The sequence below is a fragment of the Nesterenkonia sp. K-15-9-6 genome, assembly GCF_052656005.1.
This window is the reverse complement of the sequence record NZ_JBQYEY010000026.1, coordinates 1-14135: the sequence shown is the minus strand read 5'-3', so window position 1 is coordinate 14135 and position 14135 is coordinate 1. Positions and strand designations below refer to the sequence as shown.

General features: G+C 69.2%; 11 protein-coding genes and 1 tRNA gene. 9 read left to right on the top strand and 3 right to left on the bottom strand.

All coding sequences use genetic code 11. From position 1 onward, the window contains the following. Positions 1-68 precede the first annotated feature (68 nt). From SD455_RS13760 to SD455_RS13750, 3 genes are all read left to right on the top strand, one after another. Positions 69-1046 (top strand): ABC transporter substrate-binding protein, encoded by a 978-nt coding sequence (locus tag SD455_RS13760; RefSeq protein WP_445508462.1) that lies wholly within the window; start codon positions 69-71, stop codon positions 1044-1046. 225 nt (positions 1047-1271) lie between these two features. Next, positions 1272-1355, top strand: a tRNA-Leu gene (locus SD455_RS13755). Between the two features lie 238 nt (positions 1356-1593). Beyond that, on the top strand, positions 1594-3018 hold the full coding sequence (locus SD455_RS13750; protein WP_445508461.1) for an endo-1,4-beta-xylanase: 1425 nt from the start codon (positions 1594-1596) through the stop codon (positions 3016-3018). Between the two features lie 158 nt (positions 3019-3176). On the opposite strand, the gene SD455_RS13745 is transcribed toward SD455_RS13750, so the two are convergent. Continuing rightward, positions 3177-3866, bottom strand: coding sequence for a lysophospholipid acyltransferase family protein (locus SD455_RS13745; protein WP_070161718.1), 690 nt, complete (start codon positions 3864-3866; stop codon positions 3177-3179). A gap of 122 nt (positions 3867-3988) precedes the next feature. Here SD455_RS13745 and SD455_RS13740 point away from each other — a divergent pair, with 122 nt between their 5' ends. The 4 genes from SD455_RS13740 to SD455_RS13725 all read left to right on the top strand — a co-directional run bounded on the left by SD455_RS13740 (position 3989) and on the right by SD455_RS13725 (position 8669). Beyond that, a complete protein-coding gene (locus tag SD455_RS13740) occupies positions 3989-4780 on the top strand; it encodes an alpha/beta hydrolase (protein WP_085437117.1) in 792 nt (263 codons plus the stop codon). Then, positions 4777-5142 (top strand): hypothetical protein, encoded by a 366-nt coding sequence (locus tag SD455_RS13735; RefSeq protein WP_070161713.1) that lies wholly within the window; start codon positions 4777-4779, stop codon positions 5140-5142. Before SD455_RS13740 ends, SD455_RS13735 begins: the two co-directional genes overlap by 4 nt. 180 nt (positions 5143-5322) lie before the next feature. Then, entirely contained in the window at positions 5323-7146 is a 1824-nt protein-coding gene (locus tag SD455_RS13730; RefSeq protein ID WP_445508460.1) for an AMP-dependent synthetase/ligase, read from the top strand. A 131-nt stretch (positions 7147-7277) separates the two neighbouring features. Next, positions 7278-8669 carry a class II 3-deoxy-7-phosphoheptulonate synthase gene (locus SD455_RS13725; protein WP_445508469.1) on the top strand — a complete coding sequence of 464 codons (1392 nt, stop codon included), beginning with the start codon at positions 7278-7280 and terminating at the stop codon, positions 8667-8669. 57 nt (positions 8670-8726) lie between these two features. Here the strand turns inward: SD455_RS13725 and SD455_RS13720 are convergent, their stop codons facing one another. Both SD455_RS13720 and SD455_RS13715 read right to left on the bottom strand, forming a co-directional pair. After that, complete coding sequence (locus SD455_RS13720; protein WP_445508459.1) at positions 8727-10439, bottom strand: protein kinase domain-containing protein; 1713 nt, start codon at positions 10437-10439, stop codon at positions 8727-8729. A gap of 31 nt (positions 10440-10470) precedes the next feature. Beyond that, on the bottom strand, positions 10471-11574 hold the full coding sequence (locus tag SD455_RS13715) for a polyprenyl synthetase family protein (RefSeq protein ID WP_139827571.1): 1104 nt from the start codon (positions 11572-11574) through the stop codon (positions 10471-10473). Positions 11575-11789: 215 nt separating this feature from the next. Here SD455_RS13715 and dinB point away from each other — a divergent pair, with 215 nt between their 5' ends. Both dinB and SD455_RS13705 read left to right on the top strand, forming a co-directional pair. Then, the gene (dinB, locus tag SD455_RS13710; RefSeq protein WP_445508458.1) at positions 11790-13046 is read left to right on the top strand and encodes a DNA polymerase IV; all 1257 of its coding nucleotides are present in this window, start codon (positions 11790-11792) and stop codon (positions 13044-13046) included. A 307-nt stretch (positions 13047-13353) separates the two neighbouring features. Beyond that, entirely contained in the window at positions 13354-13761 is a 408-nt protein-coding gene (locus tag SD455_RS13705) for a DUF3040 domain-containing protein (protein ID WP_085437113.1), read from the top strand. Positions 13762-14135: the final 374 nt, after the last annotated feature.

Sequence of the window (14135 nt, the reverse complement as noted above, 5' to 3'; positions counted from 1 at the left end):
GAGCACGCAGGAACGGCAGGGTCGGCGGATCGACGGGCCCTCGGGCGGCGGGATCGACGGGCCTGACTGTGCTCGCCCTGCTGATGGGCGCCTGCGGGGCGACCAACGCCGGTGACGCAGGAGGCGCCGGTGACGCAGACGGCTCGGCGGAGGAGAGCTTCTCGATCGGTATCGCCCAGCCGGTCGCGCATCCCTCCCTGGACGCCACGCGCGAGGGCTTCAAGGAGGCGTTCGAGGAGGCCGGAGTGGAGGTGGACTGGGAGGAGCAGAATGCTCAGGGGGACGCGTCCACCGAGGCGACGATCGCCGCGCAGCTGGCGGGCGGGGGCCATGACCTCATCGCCACCATCGCCACCTCGCAGTCGCAGCAGGTGGCGACAGCCACTCAGGGCGGCGACACCCCGGTCCTGTTCATGGTGATCACGGATCCCGAGGCGGCGGGTCTGGTCGACTCCTGGGAGGAGCCTGGGGGACACATGACAGGGACCTCTGACCTGAACCCCGTGGATGATCAGCTCGAGCTGATCACCCGGGTCGACCCATCGGTGGAGACCGTGGGAATCCTCTACGCCTCGGGCGAGACGAATTCGCAGGTGCAGGTCGACCTGGCCGAGGAGGCCGCAGAGGAGCAGGGGCTCGACCTCCGGACGGCCACGGTGACGAATTCGGCGGAGGTCCAGCAGGGTGTCGAGTCGCTCGACGGGGTCGACGCGCTGTGGATCCCCACGGACAACGTGGTGGTCTCCGCCCTGGAGTCGGTGGTCCAGTTCAGCCAGCAGCGGCAGATCCCGCTGTTCTCCGCCGACGCCGATTCGGTGGAGCGGGGAGCGGTGGCCACCTATGGGGTCGATCACCACGCGATCGGACGGCAGTCCGGCCAGATGGCGCTGCGCATCCTGCTCGACGGCGAGGACCCGGCTGTGATGCCGGTGGAGACCGCAGAGGACCACGAGCTCCACGTCAATCCGGAGGCTGCTGAGTCGATGGGGCTGGAGATCCCGGCCGAGATCCTGGAGTCCGCGGACGTCGTCGTGGGGGAGGGCTGACGCCCTGGTCAGCGCGATGAGGCCCCTTCGTCCTCAGCTGCTGAGGAGGTCTCGGCAGGCCCGCTGACAGGTGGGTCGACGGCGTGTCAGGCGTCACATCATCTCGATTAGGCGATGGGCCACGCTTGTGGTTAGGATGGATATCGCTGTTCGACGGAGTGAACGGAACGAGGCCCGCCGGTGACGGTGGGATAACGGGCCGAGAAGCTTCCTGGATGGCAGCTCGCGCGAGTGGCGGAATTGGTAGACGCGCTGGCTTCAGGTGCCAGTGCCTTCACGGGCGTGGGGGTTCAAGTCCCCCCTCGCGCACGAGCCGAGAGAAGGGCCCCGGAGGAATCTCCTCCGGGGCCCTTCTGCGTCTGCGAGGCAGAGGGACGGAACTCTGTGATGGTTGACACAGGGGCTTGCCATAAATAGTCTCTTGGGAAGACAAAACATGGGGTGGATCACATCGCGCCGACGAGGCGGGCCCGGCTCAGGTCGCCGCTCAGTGAGAGCGCTCCACTCCTGGATGTCTGACCGAGCACTCGATCTCAGGAGGAAACTCATGCCATCGCAGACCACCACGCGGCGACTCGCCGCCGCCCTGTGCACCGGGCTGTTGACGGTGTCACTGGGCGCGGCTGCCGCGCAGCCGGCTGCGGCCTACAGTCCGGACGGTGCGCAGGAGCAGAGCGCCCCGGGCAACTCCGGCAACGCCGGGCGCCCCGACAGCCCGGGCAACTCCGGCAACGCCGGGCGCCCCGACAGCCCGGGCAACTCCGGCAATGCCGGGCGCCCCGAGAATCCCGGCAAGCCGGACAATCCTGGGCGGCCTGGCGGTGACGACGCCGGGGCCGCGGAGTGCGCCTTCGCTCCGGAGGGCGGACGCACCGACTACGACGCCGGCCGGGACTCGCTGCGCGCCCACAGCGACGACGGCATCCGCATCGGCAATGTGGCGGCCGGCGGTGGCCACTTCGACGATGAGGGGAGCACCGACCCGTTCTTCGGGGAGGACGGCTACCAGGAGCATCTGGCTGCGGAGTACTCCTCGATCACTCATGAGAACTACCTCAAGTGGGAGTTCGTCCACCCCGAGGAGGGGGTCTACGACTTCGAGGCCGCCGACGCCGTCGTGGAGTTCGCCCAGGCTCATGACATGGACGTCCGAGGTCATGCGCTGTCCTGGCATTCGCAGAACCCCGACTGGCTGGAGGAGGGAGACCACAGCCCCGAAGAGCTCCGCGGGATCCTGGAGGACCACGTGCGGACTGTGGTCTCCCGCTATGCCGGCTGCATCCAGCAGTGGGATGTCGCCAACGAGATCTTCGGAGACGACGCCGACGCCACGATCCGTGACGAGGAGAACATCTGGATCCGCGAGCTCGGCGTCGAGGTCCTCGACGACGTCTTCCGCTGGGCCCACGAGGAGGATCCTGACGCGCTGCTGTTCTACAACGACTACAACGTCGACGGCGTCAACGCGAAGTCTGACGCCTACTACGACCTCGTCCAAGGTCAGCTGGAGCGCGGCGTCCCGGTCCACGGCTTCGGTGCCCAGACTCACCTGAGCATGAACTATGGCTTCGACGAGACCTACCAGGAGAACCTCGAGCGTTTCGACGCCCTGGGACTGCATACGGCCGTCACCGAGATCGACGTCCGCGGAGACGTCGGCGAGGACGACAGGATGAACGATGAGGACCGCGCCGGCGCTGCCGAACGGTTCGAGACCGTCCTGCAGGCCTGCCTGGAGGTGGATAACTGCAACTCGTTCACCATCTGGGGCACCATGGACGCCCACAGCTGGGTGCCGGGGACCTTCCCGGGTGAGGGCGACGCGACCCTGCACGAGGGGGACTACGAGCGCAAGCCGACCTACTGCGTCATCCAGCGCACGCTGGTGGAGCATCAGGAGGGTGGAGACTCCTGGGCCGAGGACGCGGCCTTCGAGGAGTGCCGCGGCATCCTCGAGGAGGCCGGCGTCTGACGGACGCCGTGATCATCGGCCGACCCGAGGGCGTCTGGCCCGAGGATGACCGGCCGCCGAGCGCCGCTCGTGCGACGACGCCGGGGAGCCCCAACGGGGCTCCCCGGCGTCGTCGTGTCGGCGTCGTCCAGACCGCGGACCGGTGCGGGGCCCTGGTGTCAGCCTTCCCCAGACTCCATGCGCCGCTTCACATCGGCCGCATACTTGTCCACGTACTCCTGCCCGGAGAGGCGCATGATCTGATACATGATCTCGTCGGTCACCGCCCGTTGGGCGAAGCGGTCCTCGGCGTTGTCGTGATAGGCCTCGAAGGTCAGCGGCTCCCCGATGATCACGCCCACCCGGCGGATCGACGGGAGCTTCTTGCCGATGGGCTGGACCTTGTCCGTCCCGATCATCGCCACCGGGATGACCGGGACCTGGGTCCGCAGGGCGAGACGGGCGACGCCGAGCTTGCCCCGGTACAGGCGTCCGTCCGGGCTGCGCGTACCTTCCGGATAGATGCCCAGCAGGGCGCCCTCGCGCAGGGCGCGCTCTCCGGCGTTGAGCGAGTCCTGGCTGGCTCGCCCTCCGGAGCGGTCCATGGGAATCTGCCCCGTGATGTCGAAGAACTTCCTGGTCACCCAGCCGGTGGGCCCCTGCTTGACGAAGTAGTCCTTCTTGGCGAGGAAGCGCACCGGTCGGGGGACCTTCACCGGCAGGAAGACGGAGTCCGAGAAGGACAGGTGGTTCGAGGCGAGGATCGCCGCACCCTCCTCCGGAATGTTGTCCAGCCCCTTGACCCAGGGGCGGAAGACGGCGTTGACCGCCGGGCCGACGGCGAAGGTCTTCGCGACGTAGTAGAACACGGGCCGAGGAGTCCTTCCTGGGCGGACAGGGGCAGTGACGACCGGAGAGGGCGGACCGCGCAGGGGCCACGTCCTCATCCGAGCTCCACTGTAGTGCGTGGACCAGCGGCTACTGTGGTGCCATGCCTCACACGCGTGATGATCCCGAGCGGCCCGAGCCGGGCGCACCCGGAGTCCTCCTGCTCCACGGCTTCACCTCCACGCCCGCCTCGATGGAGCCGGTGGCCCAGGTGCTCCGAGAGGCGGGATACGCCGTCGAGGTGCCCCTTCTGCCGGGGCACGGCACGCGATGGGAGGACCTGAATGCTACGTCTGCGGGGGAGATTCTGCGCGCTGCCCTCGCGGGCTGGGACCGCCTGGCGGCGCGACGGTCGCACGTCGCCGTCGTCGGACTCTCCATGGGTGGTGCGCTGGCGATGCATGTGGCCGCCCGGCGCGCGCCCTTCGCGGCCGTCACCATCAATCCCTGCCTGCGGCTCAAGCCCCTGCAGCTCGGGTTCGCTCGACTGGCCGGGGGAGTCCTGCCCTCAGTGGCGCCCGTGGCGGGCGACATCGCCAAACCTGGGGTGGTGGAGGAGGCCTATGACCGCACCCCCGTACGCGGCGTCGCCGTTCTCGGGCGGATCGTCGCCCACGTTCGTCGGGAGCTCGACCTCGTCCGCGCACCGGTGCTGCTGCTGAGATCGGCGACGGACAATGTCCTTCCTCGGGCCTCAGCCGATACTCTGGTGCACAGGATGGATCCGGGGAACCTGACCCAGGTGGTGCTGGAGCGCTCGCTCCACGTCGCCACCCTGGACCATGACGCCGACGCCGTCGGTCGGCTGACGCTCGAGTTCCTCGCCGCCGCGCGACGGGGCGAGGCGGAGGCGGGCCAGCCTATGACGCCGACACTCTCAGGGGAGGACGCATGACCCGACACCGTGATGACGAGCCCAGTGCCATCTTCAGCCGTGGAGGAGGTTCCCGGCCCGTGGGCCGAGCAGGCCAGGGGCCGCGCGACTGGTCCGTGGACCACGAAGCGCTCGAGGAGATCGACGACTTCCGGCCGCCCAATCCACGCAATCCGCTGGCCGGCGCCAAACCGGGGGTCGTACTCGGCGCCGTGCTGGCCGTCGGAGGACTCGTGGCTCTCCTGGTGCTGACCTGGCTGCCGGCGACGATGCCGTCCTGGACGGCCCCCGTGCTGATCGGTGTCATTCTGGCCGGCCTGGTCACCCTGTTCCTGCAGATGCCGCGCCACCGCAGCGGATCCGGCGACGGCGCGCAGGTGTAGTCGGACGCCTGAGGCCCGGACGCGCAGCGGGTCCGGAGCCCACGTGGACAGGACCCCGGTCGACTCATTAGTGTGAGTCGCACCACAAGGTCGTTACTACCTAGTAGAAATACCGGTCGGGGGCAGGCAACGAGCTCCCGGCCCGCCCCGGTCCGTCGACAGAGACAGAGGAGTCCCGTCGTGAAGGAAAACGTCGTTCCCCCGGCCATCGAGGTCCCTGCGGAGCTGAACACCACTGACCTGCTGGAGCGCCAGGTCGAGCAGGACCCGACCAACGTGCTCTTCGGGCGACAGCTGTCCCCGGGGGAATGGACCGACGTGACGGCCCGGGAGTTCCGCGACGACGTCGTGGCCCTGGCCAAGGGTCTTGTCGCTCGGGGCATCGATGAGGGCGGGCGGGTCGCGATCATGGCCCCGACCCGCTACGAGTGGACTCTGCTCGACTTCGCGATCTGGTACGCCGGCTGCATCACTGTGCCGATCTACGAGACGTCCTCGCCGGCGCAGGTGGCCTGGATCGTCGAGGACTCCGAGGTCAGCCTCGTCGTCGTGGATTCGGCCTCCCATGAGAAGGTCGTCGATCGCGCGGTCTCGCAGGAGAAGCTGCAGATCCCGGCCGGCGTGCTCCGTCTGGACAACGACGACCTGGATCAGCTGCGGGCGGCCGGGGCCGAGGTGGAGGACGCGGCGATCGAGCGACGGCGCTCGCGGGCGGGCCTGTCCGATCTCGCCACGATCATCTACACCTCCGGGACCACCGGCCGTCCGAAGGGCTGCGAACTCACCCACGGGAACTTCACCGAGCTGTCTCTGCAGACCACGCACTCGTTGGGGCACGTGGTCAACAAGGACTCCTCCACGGTGCTGTTCATCCCGCTGGCCCACGTCTTCGCCCGGTTCATCTCGGTGCTGTCCGTGGCGGCAGGCACCAGAGTCGGCCATACGGCCGACATCAAGGAGCTGGTGGACGACCTCGGCACCTTCCGGCCCACGTTCCTGCTGGCCGTGCCGCGCGTGTTCGAGAAGATCTACAACGCCGCGATGATGAAGGCCGAGTCCGAGGGCAAGGGCGGAATCTTCACCAAGGCGGCGCAGACGGCGATCGACTGGTCGAAGGCTCAGCAGGCCGGCAAGGTCCCCTTCGGGCTGAACTTGAAGCACAAGCTGTTCTCCAAGCTGGTCTACTCCAAGCTGCATGCCCGGATGGGAGGGCGGGTGACGCATGCTGTCTCGGGCGGAAGTCCGCTCGGGGCGCGGCTGGGGCACTTCTTCCACGGCATCGGGGTGATGATCATGGAAGGCTACGGTCTCACCGAGACCACCGCCCCGATCACGGTCAACACGCCGGAGAACTACAGGATCGGCACCGTCGGAGTTCCCCTGCCGGGCTGTGCCGTCCGGATCGCCGACGACGGCGAGGTGCTGGGCAAGGGCGTCTGCGTCTTCAGCGGCTACCGCAATCGCCCTGAGCTCAAGGACGAGGCCTTCACCGAGGACGGCTGGTTCCGCACCGGCGACCTGGGGTTGCTGGACGATGACGGCTTCCTGACCATCACCGGGCGGAAGAAGGAGATCCTGGTGACGGCGGCGGGCAAGAACGTCGCCCCGGCCCAGCTGGAGGACCAGATCCGTGCGGACGCGATCGTCTCCCAGGTGGTCGTCGTCGGCGACGGGCGACCGTTCGTCGCCGCTCTGGTGACCTTGGACGGAGAGACGCTGCCGCAGTGGCTCGAGCGGCACGGGATCGACCCGGAGACGCCCATGGGAGAGCTCATCCGGCGGGAGGAGATCGTTGCGCACGTCCAGTCGGTGGTGGATCGGGCCAACGAGTCGGTCTCCCGCGCGGAGTCGATCCGCACGTTCCGGCTCCTGGAGGAGGACTTCACGATCGAGTCCGGCCATCTGACGCCGTCGATGAAGATCAAGCGTCCGATCGTCATGAAGGACTACGCGGAGGTCGTCGACGACCTGTATGCCCAGGCGGCCGCCGACCGGAAGGACTGACCCGGGAATCGGCGGGCGCGGCGGCCGGCCCAGGGCTGTGGCGCGTCAGTCCAGAATCTGGACTGCCCATGGTCGCATTGGGCCGGCCGCCGACGCCGGGCTAGGCTGGTGACGTGACTACTACGCCAGAGATGACCCCCGTCCAGACCCCGTTGACCGCGCCCGGAGAGATCCTCCACACCGGTGCCGCCGACTATCCGGGTCTCGACGAGTGGCGCCGACTGCCGATCAGACAGCAGCCGGACTGGCGTGACCACCCGGACTTCGACGCCGCCGTCGGTGAACTCTCCTCGAACCCTCCGCTGGTCTTCGCCGGTGAGGTGGACAAGCTGAAGCGACGGCTGGCCAAGGTGGCTCAGGGCGAGGCCTTCCTCCTGCAGGGCGGTGACTGCGCCGAGACCTTCGCGGGTGCGACCGCCGACAAGATCAGCGCTCGGGTGAAGACTCTGCTGCAGATGGCCGTGGTGCTGACGTACGGCGCTTCATTGCCCGTGGTGAAGATGGGCCGCATGGCCGGCCAGTTCGCCAAGCCCCGTTCCTCGGACATCGAGACCCGGGGGGAGGTGACCCTGCCGAGCTTCCGTGGGGAGATCATCAACGGGTTCGACTTCACCGAGGAGAGCAGGCACCCGGACCCCAAGCGGATGGTGCAGGCCTACCACACCTCTGCGGCCACGCTGAACCTGGTGCGGGCCTTCACCGAGGGCGGATTCGCCGACCTGCGGGCCGTCCAGCAGTGGAACAAAGGCTTCATGGAGAACCCTGCCCACGCGCGCTATGAGTCCATCGCCGGCGAGATCGACCGCGCCGTGAGGTTCATGGAGGCCTGCGGGGCCGACTTCGACGGTCTGAAGCGCACCGAGTTCTACGCCGCCCATGAGGCGCTGCTGCTCGACTATGAGCGCGCACTGACCCGTATCGACTCCCGCACCGGCGAGCCGTATGTGACCTCCGGGCACTTCGTGTGGATCGGAGAGCGCACCCGCGAGCTTGACGGCGCACACGTGGACTACCTCTCCCGAGTGCACAACCCTCTGGGCGTGAAGCTGGGCCCGGGCACCACCCCGGAGGACGCCCTCGCACTGATCGACAAGCTCGACCCGCAGCGCGAGCCGGGTCGACTGACCTTCATCACGCGGATGGGGGCCAAGAACATCCGGGAGAAGCTTCCGCCGCTGGTCGAGGCCGTCCGGGACTCGGGGGCGAAGGTCGTCTGGGTCACCGACCCGATGCACGGCAACACCATCACCGCCAAGAACGGCTACAAGACGCGGCAGTTCGACGATGTCATGGACGAGGTCCGCGGCTTCTTCGAGGTGCATCGTTCCCTGGGCACCTACCCCGGTGGCCTGCACGTGGAGATGACCGGTGACGACGTCGCCGAGTGTCTCGGCGGTTCGGACATCATCGACGAGTCGGCCTTCGACTCTCGCTACGAGTCGCTGTGCGACCCCCGACTGAACCACAAGCAGTCCCTTGAGATGGCCTTCCTGGTGGCGGAGGCGCTCACCCAGGTGAAGTGATCTGATCCCTGCCGTCGCCACCTCGCCCGGCCTGCCCGTGTGGGCGGGCCGGGCGTCTCAGTCGCCCCGGAGCAGCTCGGCCAGCAGCGCCGAGGGCTCGGGGGCGTCGCCGTCTCCGAGGCTGGGGATCAGGTCCGGACTGAGCCCCAGATACCAGGCGAAGAGCACCAGCAGAGCACCGCAGATCATGATCACGGCGATCGTCAGCCAGGTGCGTGTGGGCGTCGGCCGGTCCAGGTCCACCAGCGGTCGCTGGCGTCTGCGCCGATCATCGCCGGACGACTCCGTGCGTCGACGCAGCCAGGTGGCCGGTCCACGCGCGAAGGTCCCGTCCTCGTGATCGGCGTCCCCCGCCTCCGGGTCTCGAACGGGCCGTGGAGCGCCGACCGCGGAGAACTCCGACGTCGGCTCGGCCGGCCCGTGGCCGGAGGAGGTGGGCCGTACCGGCGACATCACCGACGTCGCCTCGTCCTGCGGGCCGGAGGCGAGGGCCTGCTCACCGTCCTGGCCGGCGCCCGAGAGGTCCTCAGTGCCTACGTCGCCCTCGCCGGTGGCCTCCGGCAGGCGGAAGGCCTCGGTGGGAACCTCGGCCACGGTCTGTCGTTCGTCCTCATCGAGGGTGGCACCGGAGCGGGCATGCAGCAGGGCTGCGGCCACGTCGTCGTCCCAAGCGTCCGATTCCACGCGGGTGGGGAACTCCTCCTGGGCGCTGAGCGCGACGGTGGCGTCAGGATCCTGGGGAGTGGGGCCTGCGCCGGCGTCCGTCGGTGAAGCGTCCGATCCCGTCCGAGTCTCGGCCCCCTCGCCCGGTGCGGAGGGGAGCGCAGATCCCTCGGCCCCGGGGATGACCGCCGTGCCGGCGGGATCGGCCCCCGGGCGCAGCTCTTCGGCGGGGTGGTCTGCGCCGACCGGCTGATGGTCCAGCTCCTCGTTGGTCAGTCCTTCGCGGCACCTGACCACCAGTGCGAGCAGCTCGTCGGCATGCTTGGGCCGTTCCTCGACGACGGGGCGTGTGGCCGCCCGGACGATCTCGTCCAGCGCGGAGGAGAGCCCGGGCACCGTGGATGAGGGCGCAGGGACGGTGGAGTTCACGTGCTGGAAGGCCACCCGGACCGGGGAGTCCCCGGTGTAGGGCTGCACGCCGGTGAGCATCTCATAGAGCAGGATCCCCACGGCGTAGATGTCCGCCCGTTCGTCGGCGCCCTCCCCGGAGAGGAGCTCGGGGGAGATGTAGGCGACTGTGCCCATGAGCGTGCTGGTGCCCGAGTGGTGGGTGGCGGCCCGGGCGAGCCCGAAGTCGGCGAGTTTGATCCGTCCGTCGCGGGAGACGAGCACGTTCTCCGGTTTGATGTCGCGGTGCACCAGCCCCGCCCGGTGGGCGGCGCCGAGGCCCTGCAGGATGGCTTCCGCGTAGGTCAGTGCCAGCCGAGGAGTCATGGGGCCGCGTTTGAGCAGCGTCCGCAGCGTCGCTCCGGGGACGTGCTCCATGACCAGGTAGGCGGTCTCTCGGGTCTGGCCCTGGTCCAGGACCTGGACGACGTTCGGATGCGAGATCAGGGCAGCGTTGCGAGCCTCCTGTTCGAAGCGCTCGACGACCTTGCGGTCCTCCGCCATGTGCGGGAAGAGCACCTTGAGGGCGACGTGACGGCCCAGGCGGGCGTCGCGCGCCAGATAGACCGTGGACATGCCGCCGCGGGCCACCCGGTCTTCGATCTCGTAACGTCCGTCGACGGTGGTGCCGATCCACGGATCCGACTGTTCGGTGCTCACTGGGTCCAGCCTAGCGAAGTCCCGGCGGTGCTCATCGGTTGCGCCGCACCAGTCGGTCGCTGACCTCCTGGAAGTCGTCGAGCACGTCCTCGGCGACGCCGGCACCTCGCAGCCTGGCGACCTCTGCGGCGCTGGTCTCCAGCAGGCCGTCGATGGTGCGCTCCACCTCGGCGACGGCGCCCGAGGCGGTGAGGATCTCCCGTGCCCTGGCCACGGCGTCCGCGGAGAGCTCAGGGTCACCGAGCATGGTCTCCAGCTCGGCCGCGTCGTCCGCGGAGGAGCGGAAGAGGCCGTAGGCGATGAGCTCGGTCCGTTTGCCCTCACGGAGATCGTCTCCCACGGGCTTTCCGGTGGTCTCGGGATCGCCGAAGACGCCGAGCAGGTCGTCGCGCAGCTGGAACGCCTCGCCCACGGGCAGCGCGGCGGCGGCCAGACCGCTGCGCAGGGCCTCAGGCGCACCAGCCAGCGCCGAGCCCAGGACGACGGGGTGCTCGGTCGAGTACCGGGCCGCCTTGTAACGCACGACCCGGCGAGCTCGGTCGATCGCCTGGGCCTCATCGGGGGCGGGCCCGGCCACTTCGGCCAGGACATCGAGGTACTGGCCGGAGATCACCTGTGTGTGCATCTGCTGGAAGCTCCGGCGCGCCGCGTGCAGAGGTTCCTCGGCGCCGTGGAGCGTCGTGGCCTCGACGAGTGCCCCGGCGAAGGACTCACCTGCCCAGGACAGCGCCAGATCGCCGGTGAGGATGGCGGCCGCGGTGCCGAAGTGCCCCTCGTCCCCGGCCAGACGCTCGTCGCGGTGCAGGGTCTCGAACCGGCGATGCGTGCTGGGCAGTCCCCGGCGCGTGTCGGAGCGGTCGATGACGTCGTCATGGACGAGGGCGGCCGCCTGGAAGAGCTCCAAGGACACACAGAGGCTGTCCAGCGCCGGGTGGGAGGCCGCGTCACCGCCGGCGGCCCGCCATCCCAACCACGCCAGCACGGGGCGGAGTCGTTTGCCGCCGCGTGCCATCGCCTCCAGGGAGTCGGCCAGCGGGGCGGCCTCCGGAGCGATGGCGGCCACCTCGGACCTGTGGGAGCTCAGCTGGGCGGCGACGCAGGCGGTGACGTGGGCGATGAAGTCCGAAGTCCGCACGCGGGAGACCTCCTGGTGGTGGGGCGATGGGGCCGGGGACGCCGGGTGGCCGGCGCGGCGGATGCCAGCCTATCCGGTCCGCCGAGTTCTGCCAGGGTCTGTCGGGAGGCGGCCGGTGCGCTGTCGGGGACTCGGCTGGGGGCGGGAGCTGTGGGGCGGCGGAGCGGGTGAGGCGACGGGCGTCACGTGTCGGAGGACCTGAGTACTCTGGGAGCATGCAGGCACAGCGCACCCGGCAGCCGGAGCGGACGCCCCGGGTCCTGGCCCATGTCGACATGGACGCCTACTTCGTCGAGGTGGAGCTGCTGGATCGCCCTGAGCTGCGCGGCCGCAAGCTCATCGTGGCCCAGGACTCTGGACGCTCGGTCGTGCTCTCGGCCTCCTACGAGGCCCGCGCCGACGGTGTCCGCTCCGCAATGCCGCTGGCCCGAGCAAGGCAGCTCAGCCCGCAGGCGCTGGTGCTGGCCCCGCATCAGTCCCGTTACCGTGAGATCTCCCAGGAGATCATGACGTACTTCTCTACGGTGACGGACACGGTGGAGCAGCTCAGCGTCGACGAAGCCTTCCTGGACCTCACCGGCGCCCGACGGCGACTGGGGTCTCCGGCGGAGATCGGAGCCCGGATTCGGCGAGAGATCCGGGAGATCTTCGGGCTCCCTTGCACGGTCGGCATCGCGGACCGCAAGTTCATCGCCAAGATCGCCTCCACCAGGGCCAAGCCGGACGGAATGCTTGTGGTGCCGCCGGCGCGGCGCCTGGAGTTCCTGCACAGCCTGCCGGTGAGGGCGCTGTGGGGAGTGGGCGGACGCACGGCAGAAGTGTTGGAAGGCCTGGGGGTCACCACCGTACGACAGCTGGCGGAGACGCCTGAGGACCTGCTTCGTCGGCGGTTGGGGGTCGCCGGCGCACAGCTGAGACGCCTGGCCCGGGGAGACGACGAACGGGAGGTGGAGACTCAGCGCGAGGAGAAGAGCATCGGTGCGGAGGAGACGTTCGCTGAGGACGTGTCGTCGACGGAGACGCTGCACGAGGAGATTCTGCGGCTCAGCCATCGCATCGCGGCCCGGCTCCGCGCGGCAGGGCTGTCGGCGCAGGGCGTCAGCCTGAAGCTGCGGTATCGCGACTTCGAGACTCTGACTCGCAGCACCACACTGACCCACCCGACGCAGTCGGCGCTGACCATCCGTACCCGGGCTGCGGGCCTTCTGGATCGTCTGGGAGCCCGCCCCCAGCCGGTCCGGCTCATCGGTGTGCGGGCTGAGCGGCTCAGCCGCGAAGGGGGTGCGCTGCAGCTCAGCTTCGACCGCGCGGAGACCAACTGGATCGATGCGGAGAACGTCCTGGATGCGGTGGCGCGCCGGTTTCCGGGAGCCGCCGTGGGTCCTGCCTCGCTGCTGCGTCCCGAGGGGCACGGCAGCGAGGAGGGGACCAGCCAGGGCAGACCGAGCGGCCGTGACGCGGGCACGGAGTGATCCCTGCTGAGCCGGCCCGGCGGCGGTGTGACAGCCTCTCAGCGGCACCTCTGGGCCATGTGCGACGTGAAGGCCCTCGGCGCCGCGGTGCAGCAGCCGCTCAGGTTCGCACCCGCTCCGACCTGGGAGGGGAGCGAGTCTGAACGCCCGCTGGACGGACGGTCACAGCACGGTCACGGGGCGGATCACAGCTAGGTCTCGGGCGTGGCGAGACGGTAGAATGAGATTCCAGGCGAACCAGCTTGGACGCTGGGCGAAGAAGGACGTCCAGGGACAGCGACCGCCGGCGACTGCAAGGAGCCTCACGATGCCACTCTCGGAGCGAGAACAGCGCATGCTGAAGGAACTGGAGGAGCAGCTCCAGTCTGAGGATCCCAGCTTCGCGACCTCGATGCAGGAAGTCCCCACCGGGAAGGTGAACATCCGGAACCTGGTGCTGGGCCTTCTCGTGGCCGTGCTGGGTCTCGTCGTCCTGCTCTTCAGCATCTACAGCCAGTGGATTCCGGTCGGCGTCGTCGGATTCCTCGTCATGGGTGCGGGTGTCTACTTCGCGACCACCGGTGGGGCCAACAGTGGCGGGTCATCCCGCGGCGGTTCCGGCGGCGACGGCGGCGGGGGAGGCGGAGGCGGCCCCCGCGGCACGACTCCGAGCCCGTCGGGCTCGTTCATGAGCGGCCTCGAGCAGCGCTGGGAAGAGCGGCGTCGTCAGGAATGACGCCGCGTCACCGGTCGCGTGCCGTCGCCACGGCGTCGGCCGTGAGTGAGGCGTGAGCGACCGTCCCGCGGGACAGCGGCTGATCCGAGCGACTCCGCGACCTCCGCAGCTCACCGTGTGAAGGCACATGGCGCGCGGGACGGTGCCCCGTTCGGCGGCGTCGCGTGAGATGGCTGTGATATCGCAAGCCCTCCTGGGAACTCTCCCGGGAGGGCTTTCCTGTGCCTGCGGGCCACGCGGCGGGGTGGAAGACGCGCGAGGTGATCGGGGCCCTGGGTGAATGAGCCCGTGGGGGGCTATTGGCCAGAATGTGTGTATGGCCCGGGCGTGTCATCCCCTTCCGGCCCAGCCTTTGCGGGTCCAGAGGCCTTCCT

Excerpts from the sequence above, each read along its gene's own strand:
- SD455_RS13750 (WP_445508461.1), top strand. The coding sequence starts at position 1,594 with ATGCCATCGCAGACCACCACGCGGCGACTCGCCGCCGCCCTGTGCACC.
- SD455_RS13740 (WP_085437117.1), top strand. The coding sequence starts at position 3,989 with ATGCCTCACACGCGTGATGATCCCGAGCGGCCCGAGCCGGGCGCACCC.
- SD455_RS13735 (WP_070161713.1), top strand. The coding sequence starts at position 4,777 with ATGACCCGACACCGTGATGACGAGCCCAGTGCCATCTTCAGCCGTGGA.
- SD455_RS13725 (WP_445508469.1), top strand. The coding sequence starts at position 7,278 with ATGACCCCCGTCCAGACCCCGTTGACCGCGCCCGGAGAGATCCTCCAC.
- dinB (WP_445508458.1), top strand. The coding sequence starts at position 11,790 with ATGCAGGCACAGCGCACCCGGCAGCCGGAGCGGACGCCCCGGGTCCTG.
- SD455_RS13705 (WP_085437113.1), top strand. The coding sequence starts at position 13,354 with ATGCCACTCTCGGAGCGAGAACAGCGCATGCTGAAGGAACTGGAGGAG.